The organism is Agromyces binzhouensis (assembly GCF_042672355.1).
Lineage (GTDB): Bacteria > Actinomycetota > Actinomycetes > Actinomycetales > Microbacteriaceae > Agromyces > Agromyces binzhouensis.
Genome location: NZ_JBHXVJ010000004.1, coordinates 264,681 through 290,937, shown reverse-complemented (window position 1 = coordinate 290,937; position 26,257 = coordinate 264,681). Strand labels below are relative to the sequence as shown.

Annotated in this window: 21 protein-coding genes and 2 pseudogenes; 8 read left to right on the top strand and 15 right to left on the bottom strand. The window is 69.1% G+C overall.

Going from position 1 to position 26,257, the window contains the following annotated elements:
• Positions 1-131 precede the first annotated feature (131 nt).
• A complete protein-coding gene (locus ACFVHK_RS09135) occupies positions 132-1,001 on the bottom strand; it encodes an AraC family transcriptional regulator (RefSeq protein ID WP_376928538.1) in 870 nt (289 codons plus the stop codon).
• A gap of 129 nt (positions 1,002-1,130) precedes the next feature.
• Here ACFVHK_RS09135 and ACFVHK_RS09130 point away from each other — a divergent pair, with 129 nt between their 5' ends.
• From ACFVHK_RS09130 to ACFVHK_RS09120, 3 genes are all read left to right on the top strand, one after another.
• A complete protein-coding gene (locus tag ACFVHK_RS09130) occupies positions 1,131-1,982 on the top strand; it encodes a MerR family transcriptional regulator (RefSeq protein WP_376928537.1) in 852 nt (283 codons plus the stop codon).
• A gap of 78 nt (positions 1,983-2,060) precedes the next feature.
• Positions 2,061-4,427: a LuxR C-terminal-related transcriptional regulator gene (locus tag ACFVHK_RS09125; RefSeq protein ID WP_376928536.1), complete on the top strand. Its 2,367-nt coding sequence runs from the start codon at positions 2,061-2,063 to the stop codon at positions 4,425-4,427.
• A gap of 139 nt (positions 4,428-4,566) precedes the next feature.
• Positions 4,567-6,027 carry a thioredoxin domain-containing protein gene (locus ACFVHK_RS09120; protein WP_376928535.1) on the top strand — a complete coding sequence of 487 codons (1,461 nt, stop codon included), beginning with the start codon at positions 4,567-4,569 and terminating at the stop codon, positions 6,025-6,027.
• Positions 6,028-6,361: 334 nt separating this feature from the next.
• Here the strand turns inward: ACFVHK_RS09120 and ACFVHK_RS09115 are convergent, their stop codons facing one another.
• From ACFVHK_RS09115 to ACFVHK_RS09090, 6 genes are all read right to left on the bottom strand, one after another.
• Positions 6,362-7,198: an alpha/beta fold hydrolase gene (locus tag ACFVHK_RS09115; RefSeq protein WP_376928534.1), complete on the bottom strand. Its 837-nt coding sequence runs from the start codon at positions 7,196-7,198 to the stop codon at positions 6,362-6,364.
• 261 nt (positions 7,199-7,459) lie between these two features.
• Positions 7,460-8,839, bottom strand: coding sequence for a class I SAM-dependent methyltransferase (locus ACFVHK_RS09110; protein ID WP_376928533.1), 1,380 nt, complete (start codon positions 8,837-8,839; stop codon positions 7,460-7,462).
• Positions 8,840-9,072: 233 nt separating this feature from the next.
• A complete protein-coding gene (locus tag ACFVHK_RS09105; protein WP_376928532.1) occupies positions 9,073-9,438 on the bottom strand; it encodes a hypothetical protein in 366 nt (121 codons plus the stop codon).
• Between the two features lie 146 nt (positions 9,439-9,584).
• Positions 9,585-10,394, bottom strand: coding sequence for a MerR family transcriptional regulator (locus ACFVHK_RS09100; RefSeq protein WP_376928531.1), 810 nt, complete (start codon positions 10,392-10,394; stop codon positions 9,585-9,587).
• 53 nt (positions 10,395-10,447) lie between these two features.
• Positions 10,448-11,113: a trimeric intracellular cation channel family protein gene (locus ACFVHK_RS09095; protein WP_376928530.1), complete on the bottom strand. Its 666-nt coding sequence runs from the start codon at positions 11,111-11,113 to the stop codon at positions 10,448-10,450.
• Between the two features lie 74 nt (positions 11,114-11,187).
• Positions 11,188-11,889 carry an alpha/beta fold hydrolase gene (locus ACFVHK_RS09090; RefSeq protein ID WP_129232971.1) on the bottom strand — a complete coding sequence of 234 codons (702 nt, stop codon included), beginning with the start codon at positions 11,887-11,889 and terminating at the stop codon, positions 11,188-11,190.
• Positions 11,890-12,040: 151 nt separating this feature from the next.
• On the opposite strand from ACFVHK_RS09090, the gene ACFVHK_RS09085 reads away from it, so the two are divergent.
• A complete protein-coding gene (locus tag ACFVHK_RS09085) occupies positions 12,041-12,700 on the top strand; it encodes a GntR family transcriptional regulator (RefSeq protein ID WP_376928529.1) in 660 nt (219 codons plus the stop codon).
• A gap of 121 nt (positions 12,701-12,821) precedes the next feature.
• Here ACFVHK_RS09085 and ACFVHK_RS09080 read toward each other — a convergent pair whose 3' ends face one another.
• Positions 12,822-14,213 carry an FAD-binding oxidoreductase gene (locus ACFVHK_RS09080; protein WP_376928528.1) on the bottom strand — a complete coding sequence of 464 codons (1,392 nt, stop codon included), beginning with the start codon at positions 14,211-14,213 and terminating at the stop codon, positions 12,822-12,824.
• Positions 14,214-14,653: 440 nt separating this feature from the next.
• Here ACFVHK_RS09080 and ACFVHK_RS09075 point away from each other — a divergent pair, with 440 nt between their 5' ends.
• Positions 14,654-15,697, top strand: coding sequence for a serine hydrolase domain-containing protein (locus ACFVHK_RS09075; RefSeq protein WP_376928527.1), 1,044 nt, complete (start codon positions 14,654-14,656; stop codon positions 15,695-15,697).
• A 105-nt stretch (positions 15,698-15,802) separates the two neighbouring features.
• Here ACFVHK_RS09075 and ACFVHK_RS09070 read toward each other — a convergent pair.
• Positions 15,803-16,289, bottom strand: a pseudogene (locus ACFVHK_RS09070) (nucleoside deaminase).
• Between the two features lie 263 nt (positions 16,290-16,552).
• On the opposite strand from ACFVHK_RS09070, the gene ACFVHK_RS09065 reads away from it, so the two are divergent.
• Both ACFVHK_RS09065 and ACFVHK_RS09060 read left to right on the top strand, forming a co-directional pair.
• Positions 16,553-17,857 carry a hypothetical protein gene (locus ACFVHK_RS09065; RefSeq protein WP_376928526.1) on the top strand — a complete coding sequence of 435 codons (1,305 nt, stop codon included), beginning with the start codon at positions 16,553-16,555 and terminating at the stop codon, positions 17,855-17,857.
• Positions 17,858-17,956: 99 nt separating this feature from the next.
• Complete coding sequence (locus ACFVHK_RS09060) at positions 17,957-18,136, top strand: hypothetical protein (protein ID WP_376928525.1); 180 nt, start codon at positions 17,957-17,959, stop codon at positions 18,134-18,136.
• Between the two features lie 16 nt (positions 18,137-18,152).
• On the opposite strand, the pseudogene ACFVHK_RS09055 reads toward ACFVHK_RS09060, so the two are convergent.
• The 6 genes and pseudogenes from ACFVHK_RS09055 to nrdH all read right to left on the bottom strand — a co-directional run.
• Positions 18,153-18,560 (bottom strand): annotated as a pseudogene (locus ACFVHK_RS09055) (ribonucleotide-diphosphate reductase subunit beta); the annotation flags it as partial.
• A gap of 15 nt (positions 18,561-18,575) precedes the next feature.
• On the bottom strand, positions 18,576-20,468 hold the full coding sequence (locus tag ACFVHK_RS09050; protein WP_376928524.1) for a PxKF domain-containing protein: 1,893 nt from the start codon (positions 20,466-20,468) through the stop codon (positions 18,576-18,578).
• 348 nt (positions 20,469-20,816) lie between these two features.
• Positions 20,817-21,836 carry a class 1b ribonucleoside-diphosphate reductase subunit beta gene (gene nrdF / locus ACFVHK_RS09045; RefSeq protein ID WP_376928523.1) on the bottom strand — a complete coding sequence of 340 codons (1,020 nt, stop codon included), beginning with the start codon at positions 21,834-21,836 and terminating at the stop codon, positions 20,817-20,819.
• Between the two features lie 45 nt (positions 21,837-21,881).
• Positions 21,882-23,987, bottom strand: coding sequence for a class 1b ribonucleoside-diphosphate reductase subunit alpha (gene nrdE, locus ACFVHK_RS09040; RefSeq protein WP_376928522.1), 2,106 nt, complete (start codon positions 23,985-23,987; stop codon positions 21,882-21,884).
• 35 nt (positions 23,988-24,022) lie between these two features.
• The gene (gene nrdI / locus ACFVHK_RS09035; protein ID WP_376928521.1) at positions 24,023-24,451 is read right to left on the bottom strand and encodes a class Ib ribonucleoside-diphosphate reductase assembly flavoprotein NrdI; all 429 of its coding nucleotides are present in this window, start codon (positions 24,449-24,451) and stop codon (positions 24,023-24,025) included.
• Positions 24,452-24,503: 52 nt separating this feature from the next.
• Positions 24,504-24,737 carry a glutaredoxin-like protein NrdH gene (gene nrdH / locus ACFVHK_RS09030; RefSeq protein ID WP_154347074.1) on the bottom strand — a complete coding sequence of 78 codons (234 nt, stop codon included), beginning with the start codon at positions 24,735-24,737 and terminating at the stop codon, positions 24,504-24,506.
• A gap of 684 nt (positions 24,738-25,421) precedes the next feature.
• Between nrdH and ACFVHK_RS09025 the strand changes: the two genes are divergently transcribed.
• Complete coding sequence (locus ACFVHK_RS09025; RefSeq protein WP_376928520.1) at positions 25,422-26,240, top strand: alpha/beta fold hydrolase; 819 nt, start codon at positions 25,422-25,424, stop codon at positions 26,238-26,240.
• Positions 26,241-26,257 lie beyond the last annotated feature (17 nt).

Genomic DNA, 26,257 nt, shown 5'->3' with positions numbered 1-26,257 from the left:
GACCAGGGGTTCAGGATGCGGACGGCGACCGCACCGTGGGCCCCTCACTGAGTCGCCGACCCGTCCGCGAGCGGATGGCGGTCATCGCAGCGGGTGGAACGCGACGCGCTCCGCCCGCTGCGATCCACCCCTCACGCCCGCTCGACCGGCAGCCACAACTCGGTGGTCGCCGTGCTGAAGTCATCAGCACGCTCGAGCACCGCGACCATCGTCGGCCCGGGCCGCAGCTGCCACGGGTTCGACGGGAACCAGTCCGCGGCGGTCGCCGCCCACGTCGCCTGCAGTTCATCCGGATACGCCCCCGACGAGCGGTACACGGCCCACGTGCCCGGCGGGACCTCGATGACATCGAGGTCGTCGGGCACCGCGGCGCCCGACGCGACGGCGACGCCGTGCAGGTACGTCAGCTCGCTGCCCTCGGTGTAGTCGGGGTCGACGTCGTCGCTGACCTGCAGCAGCCCCGTCGGCGCGGTGTCGCCCAGCGCCTTGAGACGCACGTGCTCCTCCGGCGGCAGGGAGGCGATGTGCGCCTGGATGTGCGGGTTCGGCCCGTGGTGGATGAGCGGCACGCGCGCGGCGTGGCCGACGAGTCGGAAGGCTGGTCGATCGGCGATACGAGTGTCCATGGTGGTGTTCCCTTCGACGGTCAGGCGGAACCTGAGCTGCGGTTGACTGCGAAGGGGGCCGCCGTCTCGGCGCACGTCACCGGGACCGACGCCGTGCACCGAGCGGAACGCACGAGTGAAGGCCTCGGTCGAGCCGTACCCGAAGCGCACCGCGACATCCAACAGGTCACGACCTTCGAGCACGTCGGATGCCGCGACCGTCATCCGCCGACGCCGGATGTACGCCGACAACGGCATGCCGGCGAGCGACGAGAACATCCGGCGCAGGTGGTACTCCGTCGTGCCGGCGTCGCTCGCCAGGTCGGCGAGGACGATCTCACCATCGGTGAGGTGCTCCTCGATGACCTCGACGAGCCGGTTCAACGCTCCGATCACGGCGACCCCCTTTCAACCTCCAGCCTGCTCATCGCACAGGGAACGGACCCGACTATCCCGGTCCGATCCGATCGCGCCCCGCCGGGTCGAAGACCGCTCGTGCGGACGGTGTCGCTTGACCCTCACACTGTGTCATGGTCGAACGTGGTCTCCACCATGTACACCATCGGAGAATTCGCCGCATTCGGACGCGTGAGCGTGCGGATGCTGCGCCATTACGACGCGATCGGGCTGCTCGAGCCGGCGCACGTCGACGAGCACAGCGGGTACCGCCGGTACTCGAGTGCCCAGCTGCAGCGGCTGCTGCGGATCGTCGAACTGCGCGGCTACGGGATCGGCCTCGACCGCATCGCGGTGGCGCTCGCCGGCGACGAGGTCGGGGGCCTGCACGACGCCCTGGCCGAGCGTCGCGCCGACCTCGCGGCATCCGTCGCCGACGACACCGTACGGCTCGCACGCCTGGAGCGGCGACTCCGACTCCTCGAAGGAACAGAGACCATGAGCGACACCATCGAATACCGCACCGTCGAGCCCGTCACCGTCTACGCGACCAGCATGGTCGCGCACGGCATGGGTCCCGAGAACGTCGGTCCCGTCGTGGGCCCCGCGATCGCCCGGCTCGACGACGCGCTGACCTCCGCCGGCCGGCCCCTCATCGAGCCGGGCATCTTCTGGTACGAACCGGTCGAGGGCAGCGACGACCTCGCGGTGCACGTGTCGTACACGGCCGAGCCCGAACCGCAGCCGGGAGAGGGCTACGACATCGTGACGCTGCCCGCCGTCGCGACGATGGCCACGTTGATCCACCGCGGCGACATGATCGGCATCGGGCAGTCATGGAGCACGCTGGTGGACGGCATCGTCGCCGAGGGGTACCGGATCACCGGCCCCACTCGAGAGGTCTACCTCGTGGCTGACGGGCACGAGCCCGGCCCCGACTGGGTGACCGAGCTGCAGGCACCTGTCGAGCGCGAGGCCTGAGCCCCGCCCGCGTTCGGTTCCCATTCCCGGCCAGGGCTGGCATCATCGTGGCATGGCACCGTGGCCGAGGCAGATGAGATGACCTCACCGTTGCCGCTGGTCGGTCGGGACGCGGAACGCGCGCAACTCGACCGGCTGCTGCAACCGGACGGCCCATTCGTGGTCAACGTCACCGGGTCGGAGGGTGTCGGCAAGTCGGCGCTGGTCGAGCGCGTGCTCCAGCGCACCACAGGTCGCTTCGCCGACGTCCAGCACCTCGAACTGCGAACCGAGGGCATCGGCGACGTGATGCCGGCGGTCCGGAGCTTCACGGCCCGCATGCCGTTGTCGCTCCCCGGCGGGAACCGTGATCGGTCGTTGCTGGTGATCCATCGAGGCGATCCGCTCGCGTCGCAGGCCGAGTCGCTCGTGCGGCTCGCCGCACAGGACGGCGCCCTCACCATACTCGTCGAATCGGTGCCGGAACTCCGTGCGCCGGGCTGCGCCCCCGTGCTCGTCGGTCCGCTCGAGGCGGATGCCGCTGCGCAGCTGTTCCGTCAGGCCGCCGCGAGCGTCGGGGTCGACGTCGGCGACGGACCGGAGGTCGACGACCGCATCCGTCGGATCTGCTCGTCCGTCGACGGCAACCCGCTCGCGATCGAACTCGCCGCCTGCAGGCTGCCGTTCATCCCCCTGACCCACCTCGATCCGCTCCTGTCGGATCCCCGCCGTGCCCTCGACGTGCTCACCGCCCCGATCGGTGCGGGCGATCGCGCGCGCGGGGTGCGTGATGCGGTCCTGACGACCCACGAGATGTCCTCCGCCGCGGCGCAGCGGTTGCTGGAACTGCTCTCGGTGTTCGCCGGTCCGTTCGCCATCGAGGCCGTCGAAGCGGTCTGCGAGGGCCTGGTCGCATCGTGCTACAACCCCCTCGGCGAGCTCCTCGACCTGCGATTGGCCGAGCTGGATTCGGCGACGACGCTCGGCCGGTACCGGCTCAGTCGACTCGTCCAGGGTTTCGCACGCGAGCGGCTCGAGGCGTCCGGGCACGCCTCCGAAGCGCGCGATCGCCACGCCCGCCACTTCTCGGACCGGGCCCGTCGTGCGGCGGAGGCGGTCGAGGACGCCGACGAGGACGCCGCACTCGCGATCATGGGCGAGGACTTCCCGGAGTGCCTGCACGCGCTCCACTGGCTCATCGAGCACGATGCTGCGAGGGCGCTCCGCCTCGCGGCGGACCTCGGCTGGGAGGCGCAACGGCGCGGAACAGGCGATCGAGTGCTGCACCTGCTGCGGCATCTTCTCGATGCGCCGGGCGCCGGCGATCCGAGCGCACGGCGCGACGCGCTCATCTGGTCAGCGCAGCTCGAGAGCCTGACGCCCGATGCCCAGGACAAGGCCGGGGTCATCGCGGCTCGGGTGGCAGAGGCGCTCGTCCTCGCCCGTGACTCGGGCGCCCCGCTTCCCCTCCTCATGGCGCTGCGCACCCAGTTCCTGGCGGTGTCCGCCACCCGCGACGTGCCGGCGGCCTTCGCGGCCTGCGCCGAGGGGATGCGCCTCGCCGGGGAGCTCGGACATACGCGGTGGACGGGTCGATTCGAGGTCTCGGCGAGTTCGATGTACGGCAATCTCCGCCGGTACGACGAGGCTGCCGGGCTCGCGACCTCGGGGCTCGCACGGGCCATCCGCTCCGACGACCGGCGCACGGTGGTCTTCGCGGCCTTGGTGCTGCACTCCCTCCCGACGGGGGCCCTGCCCGATCAGGACGGCCGCCTTCGCCTCGAGGACGTGCTCGAGATCGCCCGCGATCTCGACGACACGCCGCGCGAGCTGCACGTGCTCGCCGCCCTCGCCCTTTCGGCGGTCGACCGCGGCGACGCCGCGGCGGCCGCGTCCTGGCTCACCATGCGTCAGTCCGCCCTGCGCCGGGTCGACCTCCTGAACGGCCTGACGGTCTCGGTCATGCTCGCCGCGCTCATCGCCGACATACGCGGCGACCACCGCGTCGGAGCGAGGCTGCACGGCGCCATCGCATCGCACGTCGATGCGGTGCTGGCGCTGGCAGCACCGGAGCACGGCGAGCGGTACCGGGCGGCCGTCGACCGGTTCCGCGCGACGCTCGGCCCGGCCGGATTCGCCGCGGCCGTCGCGGGCGGGCAGGTTCTCGATCGCGAGCAGACGCTGGGAGAACTCGGGGCGTACCTGCGGCAGATCGCGGACGTGCCGACGCCGGCCGAGAGTGCAACCTCCCCGACCACTGCGATCGCGCCGCTGACGGCGCGCGAACTGCAGGTGCTCGAACTGCTGACGCGCGGTCTCCGAAACAAGGAAATCGCCGTCGAGCTGCGCATCACCCCGAAGTCGGTCATGCACCACACGAGCGCCGTGTATCGCAAGCTCGGCGTCCGCACTCGTGCCGAGGCCGCCACGAAGGCAGCGACGAGCGGGCTGGTGCGATTCGACTGAGCCCGTAGTTCGGGCGTGCTCGACGGGTCCTGAACGAGGCGGGCAAATGCCCGATGCCGTCGCCGACGGCACCTCCTATCGTGACGGCGTTCGACATGCGCGTCGTCGACGCGGCGGCGCCTGGCCCGGGAGGTTCACGATGAAAACGCTCGCAACCCACGTGGCCGCCGCGGCGGTCGTCGCCATGGCGCTGGCGGCCGGAGTGACGCCCGCGGTGGCGGCCGACGGGGTCCCGGAGATGATCCTCTTCGACGATCCGTACTACTCGGCGCCGGTCGGCGAGGAGTTCGCCGGCCCCATCCGGGCGGTCGTCACCGACGACGCCGGGCAGCCGGTGGTCGGCGTCGAGGTGACGCTCTCCGTCGTCCCGGACACGTGGCAGGGCGCCACGGTCGCGCTGGACACGTACTCGGCGATCACGGGCGCCGATGGTGCGATCGTGGTGCACGCGACCGCCGGCGACATCGGCGGACGCGCCGTGCTGCGCGCCGATGTCGGTGACGACGTTCGAACCGGCGCGTGGATGTTCGTGCGACCGCCGGGCTTCCGGCCGGGCGAACAGCTCGCCGGCATCGACGCCGAGGGCGAGGACGGCGCTCGCCACAACCTCCGCGACACCGTGCAGAAGGGCACATACACCATCGTCGACGTCTGCGCCGCATGGTGCGGGCCATGCCGCTTCTACGCGCCGATGCTGCGCGATGCGAGTGCGAAGCTCGCGACCGACTACAAGGTCGACCTCGCGATCGTGACCGTGCTCCAGCAGGGCGCGAACGCCGGCGAACCGAGCACGCGATCGGACGCCGTCGCCTGGGAGGAGTCCCTCGAACTGACGAACACCGTGCTGCACGCGGAGGGCGACTCCGATTCCGATCTCGCGCGGGCCGCTGAGTTCTTCCTGCTGGACGACGACGCCGGCGTGGGCCAGGCGGTTCCCACGAGCCTGCTCATCGGCCCCGACGGCACGATCCTCGACCGTGTGCTCGGAGCCCAGGCGAGCGTCGAGGAGATCATCCAGCGCGTCCTCGACAGCGGGGCGAAGGCCCACCGGCCGAAGGCGCCCAAGCCGGACAAGTCGCTCACCGGTGAACGGGTGACCGCCACCCTCGACGGGGATTCCGCGTCGGTCGTCTTCGACCCCTCGGGCACCCAGCAGTACGAGCAGACGCCACTCGGCATCCTCGGACATCGGTCGGACGACACCGATCCGTCGATCGCCGTCCGGAACTTCTCGTTCTACGAACCGTCCGGTCTCCCATCGTCCGGCGAGCTGACACTCTCGCTCGAGCGCCTCGATCGCACGGCCGCGAAGGAACCGCTCACGTCGAGCACGCTCTACGTGTGGGTGACCGGACTCCTCACGCCGGGGGACTTCGACCGCCAGGCCGGCGCCTGGGTCGAGTTGCCCGCGACGTCCGTGAAGGGCGTCACCACGGTCGACATCGACCTGGCCGCGCTGCGCATCCCGTACGAGCAGGCGTTGCGTTCGGGCGAGTACGAGGACTACGGCACGATCGGCGAACTGACCGACGCGGACATCGACGCCCTGGTGGCGAACATCGCCGGGGTCGAGGCGGAGGCCGTGTTCGCTCGGAAGTGACGGCTGCTCCGGCCGTGGGCGGTGCGTGATCGCGCATCGCCCACGACTGAGCCACCGTCCGCAATGTCGCATCCGCTCGCACGAGCGGATGGCGCGCAACGAACGCCTGCTCCTCGTGCAGCACTTCGAGGCCGACATCCTGCACCTCGGTGATGATGCGCCCGGACCCGGTGAACTCCTGTCGGAGACGACATCGGCATCCGCCTCGAGTTCATGCACAGCCCGCCGCGGGTGCCCACGGTTCCCGTCGAAGACTCAACGGCGCGAGTGAGGGAGCGGCGCGCACACGGGCAGTCCCGTGCGCACGCCGCCTCCTCCTCGCGCAGCAGCTGGGCTACTGCTGGATGAAGGCGAGGATGTCGGAGTTGAGGACGTCCGCCTGCGTGGTGAGCATCCCGTGCGGGAAGCCCTCGTAGATCTTGAGGGTCGAGTTGCTGAGGAGTTCGTGCTGCTTGAGCGCGGCCTGCTGGTAAGGCACGATCTGGTCGTCGTCGCCCTGGAGGACGAGGACGGGCACCGAGATCGTCTGGAGGTCCTCGGTCTGGTCGGTCTCCGAGAATGCCTTGATGCCCTCGTAGTGCGCGAGGGCGCTGCCCATCATGCCCTGACGCCACCAGTTGGCGACGACGGGCTCCGATACGGTCGCACCCTCGCGGTTGAAGCCGTAGAACGGGCCCGACGCGACGGCCTGGAAGAAGTCGGCTCGGTTGGCGGCCAGCGCGCTGCGGAACCCGTCGAAGACCGACATCGGCAGCCCTCCGGGGTTCGCGTCGGTCTGGAGCATGAGCGGGGGAACCGCCGCGACCAGCACCGCCTTCGCGACACGACCCTGCGGCTCACCGAACTTCGCGACGTAGCGGGCGACCTGGCCGCCGCCGGTCGAGTGGCCGACGTGGATCGCGTTGCGCAGGTCCAGGTGCTCCACGACGGCGGACGCATCGCTGGCGTAGTGATCCATGTCGTGGCCGGTGCTGATCTGCGACGAACGGCCGTGACCGCGACGGTCGCTGGCGATGACGCGGTACCCCTTCCCGAGGAAGTACAGCATCTGGGCGTCCCAGTCGTCCGAAGACAGGGGCCACCCGTGGTGGAACATGATGGGCTGGGCGTCGCGGTCGCCCCAGTCCTTGAAGTAGATCTCCGCACCGTCGTCCGTCGTCACAAAGGACATGACCGACCTCCAGGTTCATCTTCGGCCGGGCATCTGCCCGGCGATCTTGCGTTGGATGCTGCGCCGGGTCGGCGAGGCATGTTCGACGCAACGGTTGCGGGTCCCCGCTCCTTCCAGCGCCTCCGCACGTCGCGCCAGTGGCGCCGTCGTCGGTTGCCGACGGGCCCTTGATTTCTGCAGGCGACCACCATCTCCGATCGAAGGGCACGCCGCTACCCCCTTGCGGCGACGTCTGAGGTACCGGTTCCGGGCGCTCTCCGACTACGCCGTCCACCACGGCCGCAGCGGCAGGTCGCCCACTCCCCCGCGGTCGTCCGGCTTCACCGCCAGGACCTGGTGCAGCTGGATGCCGCCCCGCTCGAACTGGAGCCGCGAGCCGGCCATGTAGAGGCCCCACACCTTCGCGGTCGGCAGTCCGACCTCGTCGACTGCTTCATCCCAGTGCTCGACGAGGTTGGCGCACCAGTCGCGCAGGGTCAGCGCGTAGTGCGGGCGCAGGTTCTCCTCGTGCAGCACCTCGAGGCCGACATCCTGCGCTTCGGTGATGATGCGCCCGGACCCGGTGAGCTCGCCGTCGGGGAAGACGTAGCGGTCGATGAAGCCGTGGGTCGAGGGTTCGGACCGGTTGTCGGGGCGGGTGATGCAGTGGTTGAGCAGCAGCCCGCCGGTGCGCAGCCGCGACTGCAGGAAGCGGAAGTACTTCGCGTAGTTGCGCACCCCGATGTGCTCGAGCAGCCCGATCGACGACACCGCGTCGAACCCGGTGTCGGCGATGTCGCGGTAGTCGCCGTGGCGGACCTCGGCGAGCTCGCCCAGGCCCTCCTCGGCGATGGCGCGCTGCGCCCACGTGGCCTGCTCCTCCGACAGCGTGACGCCGATGACACGGATGCCGCGGCGCGCCGCGTAGCGCACCATGCCGCCCCAGCCGCAACCCACGTCGAGCAGCCGGTCGCCCGGGCTCAGCCGCAGCTTCTCGAACACGAGCCGGTACTTGTTCTCCTGGGCCTCGTCGAGGGATGCCTCGGGCCGCGGGTAGCACGCGCAGGTGTAGGTCATCGACGGCCCGAGCACCCACTCGTAGAAGGTGTTCGAGACGTCGTAGTGGTGGTGGATGGCCTCGGCGTCCCGCGCCTTGCTGTGCCGGCGGCCCGTGGCGACCCGACGCCAGCGCGGAGGCGCCTCCCCCGGCGGCGGCGCGATCGGCCGCAGGTGCTCGACCCCGATCGAGCGGAGGATCTGCGCCATCGCACGTGGCGGCGGCATCCGGAACACCAGTTCGTCGGCGAGCGCCCGGAGCAGTTCGTAGGGGTCGCCCGGGTGCACGCCGTGGATCTCGAGGTCGCCGGCGATGTAGGCGCGCGCGAGGCCGAGGTCGCCGCGACCCGTGGCGAGGTACGTCGTGCCACGCGGCGTCTTCAGCTCGATGCCGAGCGGGGCGTCGGGCGGACCCGCCGAGCTGCCGTCGTACGCGGTGAACCGCAGCGGGAGTTGCCCACCGGCGACGAGCTCGAGGATCTCGGCGAGGGTGAGCCTGCCCGAGGCATCCGGCTTCGGGGCGGCAGCCGGCTTCGCCGCAGCATCCGCCTGCGTGGCATCGGCCGTCGTCGCCGACGGCGACCTCTGCTCCTTGGACGTCGTCATCGTCGTTGCACCGCCTTCGCAGAGAGGTCGAGGACCCGGGCCCGCGCATCGGTGGCATCAGACGCGTCGGTCGCCGGACCGGACACCCTCACGCTAGTCCGCGGGACCCGCAGTCCGCATGGTTCCTCCCGCTTTCCGCACGGCGCGCGCTGGCGGATCGGTGCGTTCACGCCCGGGCCGACGCGGGCCACGAGCGTCATCCGAGGGTTTCGATCAACCGGTCGCACATCGCCTCACGGGGCGATGATCAGCCTCGCGATCCGGTCCTGGTCGAGGCTGAACCGATAGCGCAGGTCGACGACGCCGCCGGGGAAGTCGCCCTCGAGGTGCGCGAGGACGATCCACTGATCGGGACCCTCCTGGCGCTGGCCGGTGAGCGTCGACGTGTAGGTGTACTCGCTGCCGGTCTTGTCGAGCCAGGCGCGGATGCCGTCCCGGCCGTCGTAGTCGATTCCCTCGTCGGTGACGCGGGCGTCCGCGGTGAAGGTCTCGACGACCGCCTGCCGCTGCGCGTCGTCACCGTGAGCGCTCAGGTACCGGACGACGACCGGCGGCAGGGTCGCGGTGTCGTAGGCGTCGAATGCGTCGGTGTGAGACATGGGTGTGCTCCAGTTCCTCGAGTTCCGTTGATCGACATGCACGAGCCCCGGGCCGCCGACCACCGCCGATGTCGAGCCCCGTGGTTCGTGCATGGCTCCACGCTCCCGCTTCCCCTGAGGGGAAGGTCAAGCCGTCTCGTTCGCCCTCAGCGGAGCACCCGGAAGATCGGCCATCCGATCTCGGTGACGGTGTGTGCGTCGATGCCCGGGAACCCTTCCAGGTAGACCTCGCGGACGGGCGCATCCGTGGCGAGCTCGTGACGTGCGACGTAGTCGCCGAGTGCTGCGTAGACCTCCGGGATCGTCTGGTCGGGCCCGTCGTGGAGTGCGACGGCGAGCTCGACCGCGGGCAGCTCGACGGATGTCGCGACCCCGTCGCTGGCACGTTCATCGAAGTCGTCACCGACGGTGAGGAAGACGGTGGCGAGTCCCCGCCCGTCGGCGAACAGCTCGTTGGGCCAGATGCCGCCGTAGTGGCCGGTCGACGACGGGTCGGATGCTTCGGCGATGTGCCGGAGCATCCCCGTCGAACGACGGAACCAGCCTCCGAGGTCAGGGAGGCCGATGACCTCGCTGACCGCCACGGCCCGGGTCTCCGGGACGCTGTGGTGGACGATCTCGACCGGCGCGGGAGTGGGCGCGAGCATGTCGCGGAGGTTCTGCACGGCGATCCGCGTGTCGTCGAGCTGTCGCTCCATCCGCTGGAGGTGCTGCGCGAGCAGTTCGGTGCGCGCTGCAACGTCCGGAGCGGCGAGCACGTCTCGGATGGACTGGACCGGCACGTGGAGCTCCCGCAGTGTCCTGACGATCCGGGCGTCCGCGATTTGGTCGGCGGCGTACAGCCGGTAGCCGTTGCGGTCGTCGACGAGCGCCGGGGTGAGGATGCCGTTCCGGTGGTAGAACCGCAGGGCCTTCGCGGTCATGCGCACCGCACGCGAGAAGTCGCCGATGGTCATGAGGGAACGCTCATGCGACGTCATGTGGTCGAGGTGCACGGTGCGATTCTTCCTCAGCTCGGCTTCGGGGACCTGGGTCGTGGCCGGGTCAGGGCGCGTTGCTCGGGGAACCGCCAGCCGAGGAGGACGGCGATCAGGCGAACCACGGTCGTCACTCCGACGCAGATCAGGCCGGCGATGGGCACCGGAGTGCCGAACTCGGTCAGGAACACGAGCACGCCCACCCCGGAGCCGGCAGCGACCGCGTACAGCGTCCCGATCTGGAGGAACGAGACCGGCAGGCCCAGGAAGACATCCCGCAGCAGTCCCCCGCCGATCGCGCCGATGGCGCCGACGACGAGCGCGCCGACCTCGCCGACGCCGAGAGACAACGCCTTGGAGGCGCCGATCGCGCCGAACAGTCCCATCACGACGGCATCGAGCACGGTGATGACCCAGCCGGCGTGAGCGAGCAGGTGCTGGAGGATCATTCCGAGGATGGCCGAGCCGCCGGCGACGACCAGGTACCAGTTCATCCAGATGACGACGGGCGGCTGGTCGAGGACGATGTCGCGCAGCAGGCTGCCCCCGAGCGCGACCACCAGCCCGATGACGAGGACGCCGAGCACGTCGATGCGACGGTTCCTATGTTCAGCCGCGAAGAGGGCGCCCTGGAGGCCGCCCAGACCCGCGGCGAGCAGCTCCACCCACAGCGAGACCTGGAACGGTGCGACGTTCATCCGGATACTCCCCTGATCGCCCGGGGTCGGCTTGCTCCAAGTGAGCGAACCGACCCCGGAGGTCAGCGACGACGTCAGCGCGCCGCGCTCCGCTCGGCGGCGGTGACGATGACGTCGGCGACCACCTCGGCCTGGGAGATGAACGCCGCGTGGCTCCCCGGGACGTCGGTGATGTCGGCGCCGATGCGCGTGGCCATGTGCTGGAGCATGGCCTGGTCGAACGCCTTGTCCTCGGTCGCGATCACGGCCCAGCTCGGCTTGTCCCGCCAGGCGGCCACGGTCACCGGGGTCCCGAACACAGCCATGTCGACGGGCACCTGGCTGTCGGCGAGGAAGGCGGCCTCGGCCTCGCTGAGGTCTGCGGCGAAGCCGGCGTGGAACGCGTCGCGGTTCAGGTAGCCGTACCCGTCGTCGCCGACGTCGATGACGAACTCGGGCGTGGGCGCGAACCCCTCGTACTGCTGAGCGGAGGTCTCGCCGGCGTCGGGCGCCAGCGCGGACACGTACACGAGGCCGGCGACCTTGGGATGGACGCCCGCCTCGGTGATGACGGTGCCGCCCCACGAGTGGCCCACGAGGATCGTCGGCCCGTCCTGGAGGTCGAGCACCCGGTTGGTCGCCGCCACGTCGGCCTCGAGCGAGGTGAGCGGATTCTGCACGATCGACACCCGGTAGCCGCGAGCGGTCAGCAGATCGTAGACGTGGCGCCATCCGGATCCATCGGCGAACGCCCCATGCACGAGGACGACGTTGGTGATGTCGTGTTCGGTGTTCATGTCTCTTCCTTCGGTAGCGGCCGTTCGGCCGGTGGGATGCGGTCATGCGATGTAACAGCGGCGATGTGCAATATATTGCATGTTGCCGATGATCGCGTCAACCGGCGAAGCGGACTTGCAACCCGGGCCTGGAGTGTGGGCAATATATTGCATGCCGATTCCCCGGAGTGTCCCCGGTGTCGACCGCTCGCTGCTGCGCGACGACGTGTTCCGCCGGCTCCGGGACGCCATCGTCGACGGCACGTTCCTGCCCGGCGAACAGCTGAAGGACGCGGACCTCGCGGAGTGGCTCGGCGTCAGCAGGACCCCGGTTCGCGAAGCACTCCTTCGTCTCGGCGCGAGCGGCCTCGTGGTCGCGGTGCCCGGACGATCGACCACGGTCAGCGCGATCGACCCGAAGGCCGTCAGGGACGCACGCGACGTGGTCGCCGCGATGCACGTCCTGGTCGCACGAGAGATGGCGGGCAACCTGTCCGATGCCGACGTGGCGCGCATGCGCGACGCGAACGACCGCTTCGCCCGGGCCGTGAGCGCCGGCGACACCGCCGCCGCGCTCGACGCCGACGACGAGTTGCACGCGATCCCGGTGTCGGTTCTCGGGAACCGCGCCATCGAGTCGGTGCTCGACCAGTTCGGCCCCGTCGTGCGTCGAGCGGAACGCGAACGCTTCGCGGCAGGCGGGCAGGACACGATCGAACGGCATGAGCGGCTGATCCAGCTCCTCGCCAGCGGCGACGCCGCGCGGGCATCGGAGCTCACCTTCGAGATCTGGCACAGCCTGCCGGCGGAGCGCACCGCTCCCCCGGGGTGACCGCTTCGCGCCGCGTCAGGTCAGGTCGACCGCGCCCTGCCCGAGCCTGGCTGCGCGTCGTGCGTCGCGCGTCGCGCGCTCGATCAGTTCACGAATCTGGGGAACGAGCTCGCGAACGTCGTCATCGTCGTTGCACCGCCTTCGCGTAGAGGTCGAGGAACCGCGAGTCGGGGTCGTAGCGTCGCTTCGCGGCGCGGTAGGCGTCGCCGCCGTAGAGCGCGTCGAACTCGTCGCGCGGGTAAAAGGAGTCGGAGTACAGCGACTTGTGCCCGTCGAGCTCGGTGACCTTGCGCTCGATGAGCCGGTTCGTCGCGCCCTCGCTCGCGCCGACGGGCACGGTCGACCAGAAGCCGACGTTCACGTAGGTGCGGTGCGGCTCGAGCGGGTACAGCGGCCAGTCGGCGTCGTCGCGCGGTCGCAGCGGGCACAGCCAGATCGGCTCGATCGGCACCTCGGCGAGGAACCAGTCGAGGAACTCCGCGGTCCGCTCGATCGGGATCTCGACGTCCTGGATGACCCGCTCACGCGGCGGACGGCCCCGGAGCCGTTCGATGCGGTCGCCGATGTCGAACCGCCGTTCGAGCCTCATGAGCCTCCAGTACGCGCTGCTGCGCCGGTAGCGCCGCGGCCAGAGCCGGCGAACGAGCGGATGCTGCGCGCCGAACGCCTGCGAGCACCAGAACCAGTCGGTGTCCCACCGCCACAGGTAGTCGTGGATCGTGAGCCGGTCGTGCGTCGCGCCATCCGCGTGCTGGATGGAGCGGTAGAAGATGCGCTGGCCGGTGTAGTCGCTGGTCGGGCCGGATGCCGCGGTCTGCACGCCCACGCAGAGGTAGCTCTCGTCGGCGCTGAAGACGACCCCGTCGAGGTAGTCGACGCGGGTTCCGTCGTCGAGGGCGCCGGTCTCGACGATGCGGCCCATCGTGTCGATGAGGTCGGCGAGGGCGTGGAACCGCAGGTGCGTGAGCGCGACGTAGGGCTGGACGGGCTCCAGCTCGATGCGCAGGCGCACGGCGTAGCCGAGCGTGCCGTAGGAGTTCGGGAAGGCGCGGAAGAGGTCGGCGTGCTCCTTCGGCGACGCGGTCACGATCTCGCCGGCGCCGGTGAGGATGTCGAGCTCCAGCACCGACTCGTGCGGCAGCCCGTTGCGGAACGACGTCGACTCGATGCCGAGGCCCGTCACCGCGCCACCCAGCGTGATGGTCTTCAACTGCGGCACCACCAGCGGCGCCAACCCGTGCGGCAGCGTCGCCGCGACGAGATCCTCGTACGTGCACATGCCGGCCACGTCGGCCGTCCGCGCCGCCGCGTCGACCGCGATGACCTGCGTCAGCCCCGACGTGTCCAGGCCCCGGGCCTCGACCCGGTCGCGCGACCGGAACAGGTTCGACGTCGGCTTCGCCAGCCGCACCGTCGCCGTGGCCGGCAGCGCCCGATAGCTCTCCAGCAGGCGCTCCACGCCGTCGGCGTGAGCGGCTCGTGCGTCAATCGCGTCGGTCGCAGGAGCGGACACACCCTCACGGTAGTCCGCGGGCCCGCTGGCCGCATGGTTCTCCCGCATTCCGCACGGCGCGCAGGCGGATCGAGGCGCTTCGCGCCGCCCGGGCATCGCGACGGTACTCCGCCCCGCGTGCCGAGGGCTCGCGGGAGTACCATGGTGGCGGGCCTCGCGTGGCGTGGCCCGGTCCCACTCGCTCGAGATCCGGATGCTCCTTTCCATCCCGCCGAGCGAAGCACATGTCCGCGGCGGGCAGCCGCACGGACCCGCGAACCGCCCCGGATCGGGACGGGTGAACGGACTCGAAGCCGGGTCGATCAGGCCGTCGAGAACGGGCCTTCGACCCTGGCATCCGTCGACGCTTCGATGCGGTCGTGCGGGTGAGGTCTCGGAAGGGTCGGACCATGCGTGAGATGGAACGGCGGCGATTCGCCGCCGGGTCGCGGAGAGTCGGGATGATCGCGGTGGCCGCGGCGACCGCACTGTGGTGCTCGAACTGCACGGCCGGGCAGGAGCCGTCCGACACGTCGCCGGAGGCGACGGACGCAGGATCGTCGTCGACCGGTGGTGCGACGGGTGATCCTGAACTCGTCGAGTCGCTGGGTCAGACGTTCGGAGACGATGTCGATCGGGCGGCCGCCGTGCTCGTCGCGCGTGATACCGTCCGATCCGCGTTCGTGAACGCCGACGAGACGACGATGTTCGAGTTCGGGTCGATCAGCAAGGCGCTCCTCGGCCTGCTGCTCGCTGAGGCGGTCGAGCGCGGCGAGGTCGCCCCTGATGACCCGGTCGGCGCGTATCTCGATCTCGGCTCCTCAGATGCCACGGCGGTGACGCTCGAGCAACTCGCCACCCACCATGCGGGGTTGCCCCTCCTTCCCTCCGAGTCGGATGACGCCGACCCCTTCCCGGATGCCCCGGGGATGCTGTCGGGGTTGGTTGCGGGGATCGACCTGCCCGCCGAACCGGAGCCGGAGTACAGCAACGTCGGAGCGGCGTTGCTCGGCGCGGCCCTCTCCGCCGGGTCGGGCATGCCCTACGCCGAGCTCCTGCGGGACCGGGTGCTGGACCCGGCGGGAATGGACGATGCCGTGGTCGTGTCGAGCCGCGCCGACGTCCCGTCGACGCTGGAGCCGGGCTACACCTTGGCCGGCATCGCGGTGGAGCCCTGGACCTTCGGCGACTACGCCCCCGCGGGCGGGGTCGCCGGGACGGCGGTGGACCTCACGGCGCTCGCGCGCGCAGTGCTCGATGGACCGTTCTCCGAGAGCGCCGCGCTCGACCCTCACCTGCAGCTCAACACGCGCGCATCCGTCGGCTACCTGTGGTTCATCGATGAGCAGCCCGGGCGGACGCTGACCTTGCACGACGGCACGACCGGTGGCTACTCGGCGTCGCTGCTCGTCGACCGTGACTCCGGCGTGGCTGCGGCCGTGCTGTGGAACGCGCCCGGTGACGCCCAGGAGGTCGCCCGCCGGCTCCTCCTGCTTGCGGATTAGGCTCACCCTCCACGGCGGGGCGGCCGGCGCTCTGCCCGCTCCCTCGACCCTGAGGATCACTGGCGCCGATGCCACGGGCCAATGACGCCCGGGGCGATCGTTCCGCTAGCGCAGCGCGACCGAGCGCTCGATCAGGGTCCGCACCTCGGGCACGAGTTCGTCGACCGGCCCCTCGACCGGCACACCCGGCGCGACCGCCGTGATCGGCAACACGGCGACCGCGGATGCCGCGACGCCGAGCTCCGCGCGCCATCCGCTGATCTGCGCGGCCGACGCCACGTACACGATGCGTCCGAGCCCGACCCACGCATGCGCGGCCGAGCACATCGGGCAGTGCTCCCCCGACGTGTACACCGTCGCCGCCGCCCGCTCGTCGGCGGTCAGGTTCGCCGCCGCCCGGCGCGCGATCTCGAACTCCGGATGCCGTGTGGCATCCCCCGCCGTCACCTCGCGGTTGCGGTCTTCGAACCGCACGGTGCCGGACGGCGTCGACGAGTACCGACCCGAACGGACCGTCGCCGGCGTCGAGCGCTTCACGCGCGAGCTCGACCGCCCGGCGCAGGTGGACGAGATCGGCCCCGGAGATCGTCATGCGTCCAAGCTAGGCGCGGTCGCGTGCGGATGGCACGTCCTCCATAGGACCGACTCCCCCAGATCGCGATGGACGCCGGGTGGACGACGGTCAGCGGACCGAAGCTGTTCCCGCGCCGATGCAGTCGGCGACGGATGCACCCGATCGGGGGGTGACTCAGAGGGGTGCGCTACCGATAGACAGAAACATGCGGCCCTACCTCGCGGGCACTCTGCGATCCGAACACGATGATTCGGGTCGCCGTCGGTGGAACAGGGGTGAACATGGCGGTGGATTCCTCAGTCCGCAACGAAGCGCAGAAAAACGACGGTCCATCTCGGAATGGTCGCCGCTCCGCCGTCGTCTCTCTCGTTCTCTCTGGGCTCGGAGTGCTGCTGACGCTCGGAATTGTGGCACCGCTCGCATCGAAGGAGCTCGCTGCATTCTTCCTCCCACCTTGGTGGCGAGTGTTCGCGATCGCAGTGACCTTCGGACTGCTCACGGCGGGCTTCGTCGCCGCCATCTGGTCACTGGTTGCCGCGAGGCGGATGATTCATGGCGCACTCGCCATCTCGATCGCCGGCGGCGTGATCTGGACCCTCACCATCGCGATCGTGACGTACTTCTCGTTCGGATACCAGGTGTCGGCAGGCGACCTGTACTCCGAACAGCTCGCCGACTCGCCGACCACCCGAGCCGCCCCGCTCCCGTACGGCAGCGAGGTGGAGCTCCGCACTCTCGGCACCCGGAACCCCGCGATGCTGGTGGCGGCCGGGGATCCCATCGACATCACCCAGGAGGCCATCGCTGCAGGCGCACCCACCCCTGACGATCAGTACATCGCCGTCCCGGTGACGGTGCGCGTCATCGACGCAGCCGAAATCGATCCCGATCTCCTCCCCGATCGGCGTTGGGACACTGAGAGCGGTTACGAGGAGTGGCCGATCGAATTCTCGATTGCAGGATACGAGGTGCTCAAAGGTTGGGACCTCAACGTCGAAGGCGAGTACAGCCGCTACGACGTCTTCGACGCCGATTGGGCTTCAGCCGAGGATTCGCGCTACACGTGGTTGCTTCCCGCACGAGGGCAGCGGATCTATTGGGGCGGTGCGATCGAGGAGTTCATCCCGAAGGCTGACCGGGCGACCTATGGGTCCTGGGTCGACCTGACCTCCAACCTGACCGGCGAGAACGCGGCACGGATCCGCGTCGATCGACCTGTCGACGTGACCGATGCCGCCGATGCCGCCTCAGTCCCTCGGCCCGCGAACGGCGCCTATTTCGCCTGCCACGTCACCGTCGAAGTAGATCGCTCGGCGCTGGCCGATCCGAACGCCGACTTCCGGTTCCCCGACATGATCTACACGATTCCCGAGGGGGCGAGCGTCGAATCACCGACCTTTGCTGCCGATCAGGTGATACCCGGGTACCCCACTGCAGAGGAGCTTGCGTCGGCCGATTCCGCAACGACGTTCGACTACGACTACGTCTTCGAAGCGCCGCCGTTGCTCGGTCCCGACGGATCGTGTGTCGTGATGCTGGCCGAAACGGAGTCAGGCGTCTCCTACTCGATTGAGTTCGTGCCCTGAGGCCGTCGCCACAGCGCCGCACGCCGCCGACAGGACTTCCCCGCGTTCGAACTTCCCGCCGCTCGCGACGCGCTCCGGCGACTGCTCGAGCGCGGACTGGTGGGAACCTACGTGCTCAACTCCGACGACGAGTACCTCGGAGGCGCCGCGGTCTTGTCGGTCGAGAGCGACGCAGCGTGGGCCACGCCTGCTAGCAACGGACTCTGCCTCTTCCTGACAGCGACGGGCGAGCAGGCCGTCGGCATCGATGGCATCAAGGCTCAACGCCGGCCGACTTGATCAACACGGCCTAGTCGCCGAGGTTCATGAGGGCCTGGTTGGCGTTGTAGTGCAGGAACTTCTTGACGTCCTCGGTGAGGCCGAGGCCGTCGTAGAGGCTCTGCGTGTACTGCACCTCGTTGTCGTAGAGCTCGTAGAGCAGCGAGAACGTGTAGTCCTTGATCTCGTCGCGCTTGGCCTGGTCGACGAGCTCGAGTCCGCGCTGGAACTTGTAGCCGATGTAGTAGCCGTGCACGGCCTCGTCGCGGATGATGAGGCGGATCAGGTCGGCCGTGTTGGTCAGCTTCGCCCGGCTCGACCAGTGCATCGGCAGGTAGAAGCCCGAGTACAAGAGGAACGACTCGAGCAGCGTCGAGGCGACCTTGCGCTTCAGGGGCTCGTCACCGCGGTAGTACTCCATCACGATGGAGGCCTTCTTCTGCACCGTTCCGCGATCAGGTCACCGCGTGAAGGAGAACTCGGCGGCATGGACCGCGCCGTCGCCGAGGCTGAGCTCGAGCGTCTTGCACGAACCGGCGTAGGCCTTGGGCGTCGCCCAGTTGTACTGGTAGGTGCCGCCGCCGAGGTGTTGCAGGCCGCTCTGGCCGGCGGCGGACTCCTCGACGAGGTTCGGCGTGTCCCCGAGGTCGCATGCCCGGGACGACACGCGCACCTTCACATCCGCACCCGAGAGATCGGCAGGCGTGCCGTCGACGCCGGCGACGGCCGTGAACACGAGCGGGACCGTGCGTCCGGCCTTGACCACGTTGACCGCTCCCGCGTCGAGCGGGGCGCCGAAGCCGCCGAAGCCGAACGCCACCCGGTAGTCGACCGACTCAGTCGCCTGGTTTCCGGCCACGTCTGTCGCCGAGCACTCGATGGTGAACGTCCCCGCGCTGCTGGTGTCGAGTGGATCACCGTCGTTGCACGAAGCATCGGCCACGCCCGACCCCGAGTCGGTCGCACCGGGATCGACCGTCACGACGTCGCCCAACGCGAGGGGCGATGCGACCGATGGTGCGAGCGTCGGAGCGATGGTGTCGATGCTCCAGCTGTGCTCGGCTGGAGACGTGTCCTTGTTCCCCGACCGGTCCGAGGCGGAGACGGTGAAGGTGTGGTCACCGTCTGCGAGCCCCGTGTAGGTCGCGGGGCTGGTGCATGCGACCGGTTCCGCGCCGTCGATCGAACAGAAGAAATCGAGGTCGAGGTCGACGCCGTCGGAGCCGCTGAACTCGAAGGTCGCCGATCCGGACGCGGTGAGCGCCGCCGGCGCCGAGTCGATCGTGGTCTCGGGCGGCGTCTGGTCGGCGACAGCGTGCGTGATGCGGATCAGGCCGTTGCCGCGATCTCCCGATACTCCGATCGCGCCCTGCTCGACCTGCTCGTTGACGAAGGCACTCTGGCCTCCCGCCCCGCCACCACCGGTGGCGTACCTGTTCTCGAAACCGACCGCATCGCAGGCGCCGCCCGCGCCGCCGCCGCCGCCGCCCTTCAGCCCGCCACCGCCGCCGCCACCGGTCGCGACGCCGGCCGACGGGTTGCCGTCGCCGTCCTGCGCGAATCCGCCGGGGCCGCCATAGCCGCCGGTGGCGCCCTCGCCTTGCTGGGGGTAGGGGAGGGTGCACCCATCCCCGGGCGTGCCCTGGCTCGAATCGGGCGCTGCTTTGCCGCCGCCGCCCGGAACCGGGTAGACGACGCCGTTCGCCGTGCCCGAGCTCGCGCCGTCCTCGCCGTCCTCGCCGGCATCGCCGCCGTCGCTCTTTGAGAACGCCACCTCAGGGTTGAAGACGACCCCTCCGTACCACCCGCCGGCTCCTCCTCCGCCGGCCGCGATGGCCACCAGCAGGGTGTCGTCGCCGCTCACCCGGGCGAGGAGGCTCGACCCGCCGCCACCACCCGCGCGCCCAGCGAAGTCGAGCAGATGGGCGCCGGAGCGGCCGCCGTCGGGATACCCGCCTGCGCCGAATCCCAGTGATCCGTCGCCGACCAGGATGGTCCCGCGAGGCATGCCGTCCGCGCCCGCGCCCCCGATACCGAGCAGGAACTGATCGCCGACCTGGGCAGGGACCGTGAGCACGAGCGCGTCGGCACGGCCGCCTTCGCCGGCGCCGTTCCCGCCCGAGCCGCCGATGACGACGGCGGTGAACGTGTCGCCGATGAAGTCGGCCGGGACGGTCCACGTCCCCGGCGCCTGACCGGTGAACGGGAACACGCAGGAGCGCTCACCATCTGACACGGTGCACGTGGAGGGCGCGCCGTCGGCCGCGAGCGCGGGCGCGGGGGTCGCCAGCAGAACCGAGGTCAGCGCCGCCGCCGCGAGTGCCGCCCCGGCGCGATGCGGGTGAGTGAGCATGGGGTCCTCTTCTCTCACGCGCGACGCCGTCTGCGCCATCGCTGCAGTCAGGCAAGCACGCGGCCCCGGTGCGCACATCGGGCAAATGCCCGGACTCTGCCCGGTGCGCACGTCTCGGGCAGATGCCCGAACTCTGACGGCGCGACGGTCGCGCGTTGCGGATCAGGTGGATCACGCAGGTCTGCACAGTCGCGTCGGTCCAGCAGGTCGTGATCGATTCGGGCAGGCTGACGCCCTGTCAGGCCAGAGCGCAGATCCACCGTCCCTCTGACATTCCGGGACGAATCGATCGGCTGAGAAGGATACGTCCTCGGCGCTTGCCGAGTGCGGAAAGGTCGCGCGGAGGACCTAGAAGTCCCAGTCCTCGTCCTCCGTGTTGACCGCCTTGCCGATCACGTACGACGACCCCGACCCCGAGAAGAAATCGTGGTTCTCGTCGGCGTTCGGCGAGAGCGAGGCGAGGATCGCCGGGTTCACATCGGTGACCGAGGAGGGGAACATCGACTCGTAGCCGAGGTTCATCAGGGCCTTGTTGGCGTTGTAGTGCAGGAACTTCTTGACGTCCTCGGTGAGGCCGAGACCGTCGTAGAGGCTCTGCGTGTACTGCACCTCGTTGTCGTAGAGCTCGTAGAGCAGCGAGAACGTGTAGTCCTTGATCTCGTCGCGCTTGGCCTGGTCGACCAGCTCGAGTCCGCGCTGGAACTTGTAGCCGATGTAGTACCCGTGCACGGCCTCGTCGCGGATGATGAGGCGGATCAGGTCGGCCGTGTTGGTCAGCTTCGCCCGGCTCGACCAGTACATCGGCAGGTAGAAGCCCGAGTAGAAGAGGAACGACTCGAGCAGCGTCGAGGCGACCTTGCGCTTCAGGGGCTCGTCCCCGCGGTAGTACTCCATCACGATGGAGGCCTTCTTCTGCAAGTGCTCATTCTCGACCGACCAGCGGAAGGCATCGTCGATGTCCTTCGTCGAGCACAGCGTCGAGAAGATCGACGAGTAGCTCTTCGCGTGCACCGACTCCATGAACGCGATGTTCGTGTACACCGCCTCTTCATGAGGAGTCAGCGAGTCGGGGATGAGCGAGACCGCGCCGACCGTGCCCTGGATCGTGTCGAGCAGCGTGAGCCCGGTGAACACCCGCATCGTCGTCTGCTGCTCATCGGGCGTCAGCTGGTTCCACGACTGCACGTCGTTCGACAGCGGCACCTTCTCGGGCAGCCAGAAGTTGTTCACCAGGCGGTTCCAGACCTCGAGGTCCTTGTCGTCCTGGATGCGGTTCCAGTTGATCGCGTTGACGTGGTCGACCAGCTTGATCGGAGCGGCGTGCGCCGGGTCGTTCTGGGCCGAGTTCACCGGGTCGGTGAGGGTCATCCGTTCATTCCTCTTCTCGAGTCATCCGTTGCGTTGCGAGAGCGGTCAGAGCGTGCAGCTGACGCACATCTCGAGCTCGGTGCCTTCCAGCGCCTGCTGACGCAGACGGATGTAGTAGATCGTCTTGATGCCCTTGCGCCAGGCGTAGATCTGGGCCTTGTTGATGTCGCGGGTCGTCGCGGTGTCCTTGAAGAACAGCGTGAGCGAGAGGCCCTGGTCGACGTGCTGCGTCGCCGCGGCGTAGGTGTCGATGACCTTCTCGTAGCCGATCTCGTACGCGTCCTCGTAGTACTCGAGGTTGTCGTTCGTCATGAACGGCGCCGGGTAGTAGACGCGGCCGAGCTTGCCTTCCTTGCGGATCTCGATCTTCGACGCGATCGGGTGGATCGACGACGTCGAGTTGTTGATGTACGAGATCGAGCCGGTCGGCGGCACCGCCTGCAGGTTCTGGTTGTAGATGCCGTGCTCCTGGATGGCGGCCTTCAGCTCCTGCCAGTCGTGCTGCGTCGGGATGTGCACGCCGGCGTCGGCGAACAGCTCGATGACCCGTGCGGTCTGCGGCACCCACGCGGCATCCGTGTACTTGTCGAAGAACTCACCCGACGCGTACTTCGAGTCGGCGAACCCGTCGAAGGTCTCGCCGCGCTCGATCGCGATCTGGTTCGACGCGCGCAGCGCGTGGAAGAGCACCGTGTAGAAGTAGATGTTCGTGAAGTCGATGCCCTCCTCGCTGCCGTAGTGGATGTGCTCGCGAGCGAGGTAGCCGTGCAGGTTCATCTGGCCGAGGCCGATGGCGTGCGACTTGTCGTTGCCGTCTTCGACCGAGCGCACCGACGAGATGTGCGACATGTTCGACACGGCGGTGAGTCCGCGGATGGCGGTCTCCACCGTCTTGCCGAGGTCGGGCGAGTCCATCGCGAGCGCGATGTTCAGCGACCCGAGGTTGCACGAGATGTCCTTGCCGATCTGGTTGTACGACAGGTCTTCGTTGTAGGTCGTCGGAGTGTTGACCTGCAGGATCTCGGAGCACAGGTTCGACATGTTGATCCGGCCCTTGATCGGGTTGGCCTTGTTCACCGTGTCCTCGAACACGATGTAGGGGTAGCCCGATTCGAACTGGATCTCGGCGATCGTCTGGAAGAACTCGCGCGCGTTGATCTTCGTCTTCTTGATGCGCGGGTCGTCGACCATGGCGCGGTAGTTCTCGGTGATCGGCACGTCGCCGAACGGCTTGCCGTAGACGCGCTCGACGTCGTACGGCGAGAAGAGGTACATGTCCTCGTTGTTCTTCGCGAGCTCGAACGTGATGTCGGGCACCACGACGCCGAGGGAGAGCGTCTTGATGCGGATCTTCTCGTCGGCGTTCTCGCGCTTGGTGTCGAGGAACCGCATGATGTCGGGGTGGTGCGCCGACAGGTACACCGCGCCGGCGCCCTGGCGTGCGCCGAGCTGGTTGGCGTAGCTGAACGAGTCCTCGAGCAGCTTCATCACGGGGATGATGCCCGACGACTGGTTCTCGATCTGCTTGATCGGCGCACCCGCCTCGCGGATGTTGGAGAGCAGGAGCGCCACGCCGCCGCCGCGCTTCGACAGCTGCAGCGACGAGTTGATGCCGCGGGAGATCGACTCCATGTTGTCTTCGATGCGGAGCAGGAAGCACGAGACGAGCTCGCCGCGCTGCGCCTTGCCCGTGTTGAGGAAGGTCGGGGTCGCGGGCTGGAAGCGGCCGGCGATGATCTCCTCGACGAGGTCGGTCGCGAGCTGCTCGTCGCCCTGGGCGAGGCCGAGCGCGGTCATGACGACCCGGTCTTCGAAGCGCTCGAGGTACCGCTTGCCGTCGAAGGTCTTCAGCGTGTAGCTCGTGTAGTACTTGAACGCGCCGAGGAAGGTCTCGAAGCGGAACTTCTTCGAGTACGCCAGGTCGTTGAGCTTCTGGATGAACTCGAACGAGTACATACCGAGCGTCTCGGGCTCGTAGTACTCCTTCTCGACGAGGTAGTCGAGCCGCTCCTTCAGCGAGTGGAAGAAGACCGTGTTCTGGTTGACGTGCTGCAGGAAGTACTCCCGCGCCGCCTCCCGGTCCTTCTCGAACTGGATCTTCCCGTCGGCGCTGTAGAGGTTCAGCATCGCGTTCAGGGCGTGGTAGTCCATCCCCGAGTTGCCCGAGCGCGGTGCGTCGATGACCGCTACGCCACTGTCGCCTGCGGCGCCTGCTGCTGCGTTGACCAAAATGCGTCCAATCCCTCGTCGACGGCGCGAACGTCGTCTGGTGTTCCGAATACTTCGAAGCGGTAGAGGTGCGGCACATGGCACTTGGCGGCGACGATGTCGCCGGCGAGGCCGTAGGCCGCACCGAAGTTGGTGTTTCCGGCGGCGATGACGCCGCGGATGAGTGCGCGGTTGTGCGGGTCGTTCAGGAACCTGATGACCTGCTTGGGCACGGCGCCCTTGCCGTCCCCACCCCCGTAGGTCGGAACCACGAGGACGTACGGTTCGTCGGCGACGAGCGCGGCATCCTTCGCATGGAGCGGGATGCGCGTCGCCGGCCGACCGAGCTTCTCGACGAAGCGTGCGGTGTTGCCCGACACGCTCGAGAAGTAGATGAGGTTCGTCATGACTGCTCCAGGTCGTGCATCTCGACCCCCCGGTCGATGCGCCCGGGAGCCGTTACGCGAGCCGAGAGGCCAGCTCGTCGATCTTGTCGGGGCGGAAGCCCGACCAGTGACCTTCGTCGGTGATGACGACCGGGGCCTGCAAGTAGCCGAGCTCCTTGACCGCGGCGAGGGCGGTCTCGTCCTGCGACAGGTCGAGCACCTCGTACTCGATGCCCTTGCTGTCGAGGGCGCGGTACGTGGCGTTGCACTGGACGCAGGAAGGCTTCGTGTAGACCGTGACCGTCATCTCTGTGACCCCTCTTTCTCAGGCTCCTGGAGGAGCCGTTCCCCCGGTGTTGCTTCGACTCATCGATACTACATCTTGTGTCTGGGCAATTGCACGACCACAAGATGATGTAGTTACATCCGTGTAGTTTTCCACCGCGTTCTCCACCGTTCATCAACAGGTCGATGCCGGTCTGATCGGCGGATTCTCGCGGTTCGCGATCGGGTTCTCCACAGGCCTGCTCATCTGTGCATGATCGGCCTGTGAGTGGATGCCGGGCGTGTCGTCGGCGTGTCGCGCACGCACCACGCCGGCACGAGGCATCCGCACCGCCCTGGCGACGACGCGACGACCCCCGCTGGCGACGGCTTCACGCGACATACCGGCTCCCCCGACCCGACATCTGGCCCTCATCGGCCCGCCGACCACAACATCTGGTGGCGTCCGCTGGTAATGCTGCCACCACCCACCGACATTCCCGCGACGGATGCCACGGCGCGTCGCGGCATCCGTCGCCCCCACTTCGCGGGGCGGCCCTCGCCCGCACGGCGGGGCCCTACCGGCATGCGGCCACGCGGGTTAGCCTGACGACGGACTCGACCGACGCACCGGCGGTGCCACGCGCCGATGCACGACAGACCGACGGCAGACCAGACCGACGCAGCCCACCACCGACGCAGGGCCGGCCCTGCGAGGGAGGACCGCATGTCCCACACCGTCATCTCGCACGACGGCGCCTCGATCGCCTACGACCGCGAGGGCGAGGGCCCGCCCGTCGTCCTGGTCGGCGGCGCGTTCCAGTTCCGCGCCTTCGACCCGGCCACGAAGCAGCTCGCGACCCACCTCGCCAAGCGCGGCTACACGGTCGTGAACTACGATCGCCGCGGGCGTGGCGAGAGCGCGCACGACGTGCCGATGGGCCTCCACGAGACCCTCGCCGACCTCCGCGCGATCGTCGCCGAGCTGCAGCGCATCCACGAACTCGGCGAGGGCGTCGCCCTCTTCGGCAACTCCTCGGGCGGGGCCATCGCACTCGCGGCCGCGGCCCACGGGCTGCCCGTGACGGCGATCGTCGCGTTCGAGGTGCCGATCGGCGCCGAGCAGGGCCCCGAGGGCGCGGAGTTCCTCGCCGGCATCCGCGAGCGCGTCGCGGGCGACGACCCCGACGCGGTCGTCGAGTACTTCATGAAGGACATGCCGCCCGAGTGGCTCGAGCAGGCGAAGGCCAGCCCGGCGTGGCCCCTCATGGTGCGCATCGGCCCGAGCCTGGAAGCGGATGCCGAGTCCCTCGCCTGGGCGCAGTCCGCGTCGCACGCCGAGCTGCTCGGGCCGATCCAGGCGCCCACGCTCGTGCTCGTCGGCGAGGAGGAGGCGCCGAACGGGATGGCGCCGGCCGCCGACGCGATCGTCGGGGCGATGCCGCACGCCGAGCGCGGCACCGTGCCCGCCGTGCAGCACTCGTGGCAGCCCGAGAGCATGGCCGGCGCGATCGCCGACTTCCTCGACGCGCACGTGGAGCGCTGACGCGCGCGCGCCGGGCA

What these genes read in the sequence shown, in the direction of transcription:
- ACFVHK_RS09025 (WP_376928520.1), top strand. Translation starts at nt 25,422, where the DNA reads ATGTCCCACACCGTCATCTCGCACGACGGCGCCTCGATCGCCTACGAC.
- ACFVHK_RS09115 (WP_376928534.1), bottom strand. Translation starts at nt 7,198, where the DNA reads ATGTCCTTTGTGACGACGGACGACGGTGCGGAGATCTACTTCAAGGAC.
- nrdE (WP_376928522.1), bottom strand. Translation starts at nt 23,987, where the DNA reads ATGGACTACCACGCCCTGAACGCGATGCTGAACCTCTACAGCGCCGAC.
- ACFVHK_RS09095 (WP_376928530.1), bottom strand. Translation starts at nt 11,113, where the DNA reads ATGAACGTCGCACCGTTCCAGGTCTCGCTGTGGGTGGAGCTGCTCGCC.
- ACFVHK_RS09090 (WP_129232971.1), bottom strand. Translation starts at nt 11,889, where the DNA reads ATGAACACCGAACACGACATCACCAACGTCGTCCTCGTGCATGGGGCG.
- ACFVHK_RS09120 (WP_376928535.1), top strand. Translation starts at nt 4,567, where the DNA reads ATGAAAACGCTCGCAACCCACGTGGCCGCCGCGGCGGTCGTCGCCATG.
- nrdI (WP_376928521.1), bottom strand. Translation starts at nt 24,451, where the DNA reads ATGACGAACCTCATCTACTTCTCGAGCGTGTCGGGCAACACCGCACGC.
- ACFVHK_RS09065 (WP_376928526.1), top strand. Translation starts at nt 16,553, where the DNA reads ATGGCGGTGGATTCCTCAGTCCGCAACGAAGCGCAGAAAAACGACGGT.
- ACFVHK_RS09050 (WP_376928524.1), bottom strand. Translation starts at nt 20,468, where the DNA reads ATGCTCACTCACCCGCATCGCGCCGGGGCGGCACTCGCGGCGGCGGCG.
- nrdH (WP_154347074.1), bottom strand. Translation starts at nt 24,737, where the DNA reads ATGACGGTCACGGTCTACACGAAGCCTTCCTGCGTCCAGTGCAACGCC.
- ACFVHK_RS09125 (WP_376928536.1), top strand. Translation starts at nt 2,061, where the DNA reads ATGACCTCACCGTTGCCGCTGGTCGGTCGGGACGCGGAACGCGCGCAA.
- ACFVHK_RS09105 (WP_376928532.1), bottom strand. Translation starts at nt 9,438, where the DNA reads ATGTCTCACACCGACGCATTCGACGCCTACGACACCGCGACCCTGCCG.
- ACFVHK_RS09075 (WP_376928527.1), top strand. Translation starts at nt 14,654, where the DNA reads ATGATCGCGGTGGCCGCGGCGACCGCACTGTGGTGCTCGAACTGCACG.
- ACFVHK_RS09100 (WP_376928531.1), bottom strand. Translation starts at nt 10,394, where the DNA reads ATGACCATCGGCGACTTCTCGCGTGCGGTGCGCATGACCGCGAAGGCC.
- nrdF (WP_376928523.1), bottom strand. Translation starts at nt 21,836, where the DNA reads ATGACCCTCACCGACCCGGTGAACTCGGCCCAGAACGACCCGGCGCAC.
- ACFVHK_RS09085 (WP_376928529.1), top strand. Translation starts at nt 12,041, where the DNA reads ATGCCGATTCCCCGGAGTGTCCCCGGTGTCGACCGCTCGCTGCTGCGC.
- ACFVHK_RS09110 (WP_376928533.1), bottom strand. Translation starts at nt 8,839, where the DNA reads ATGACGACGTCCAAGGAGCAGAGGTCGCCGTCGGCGACGACGGCCGAT.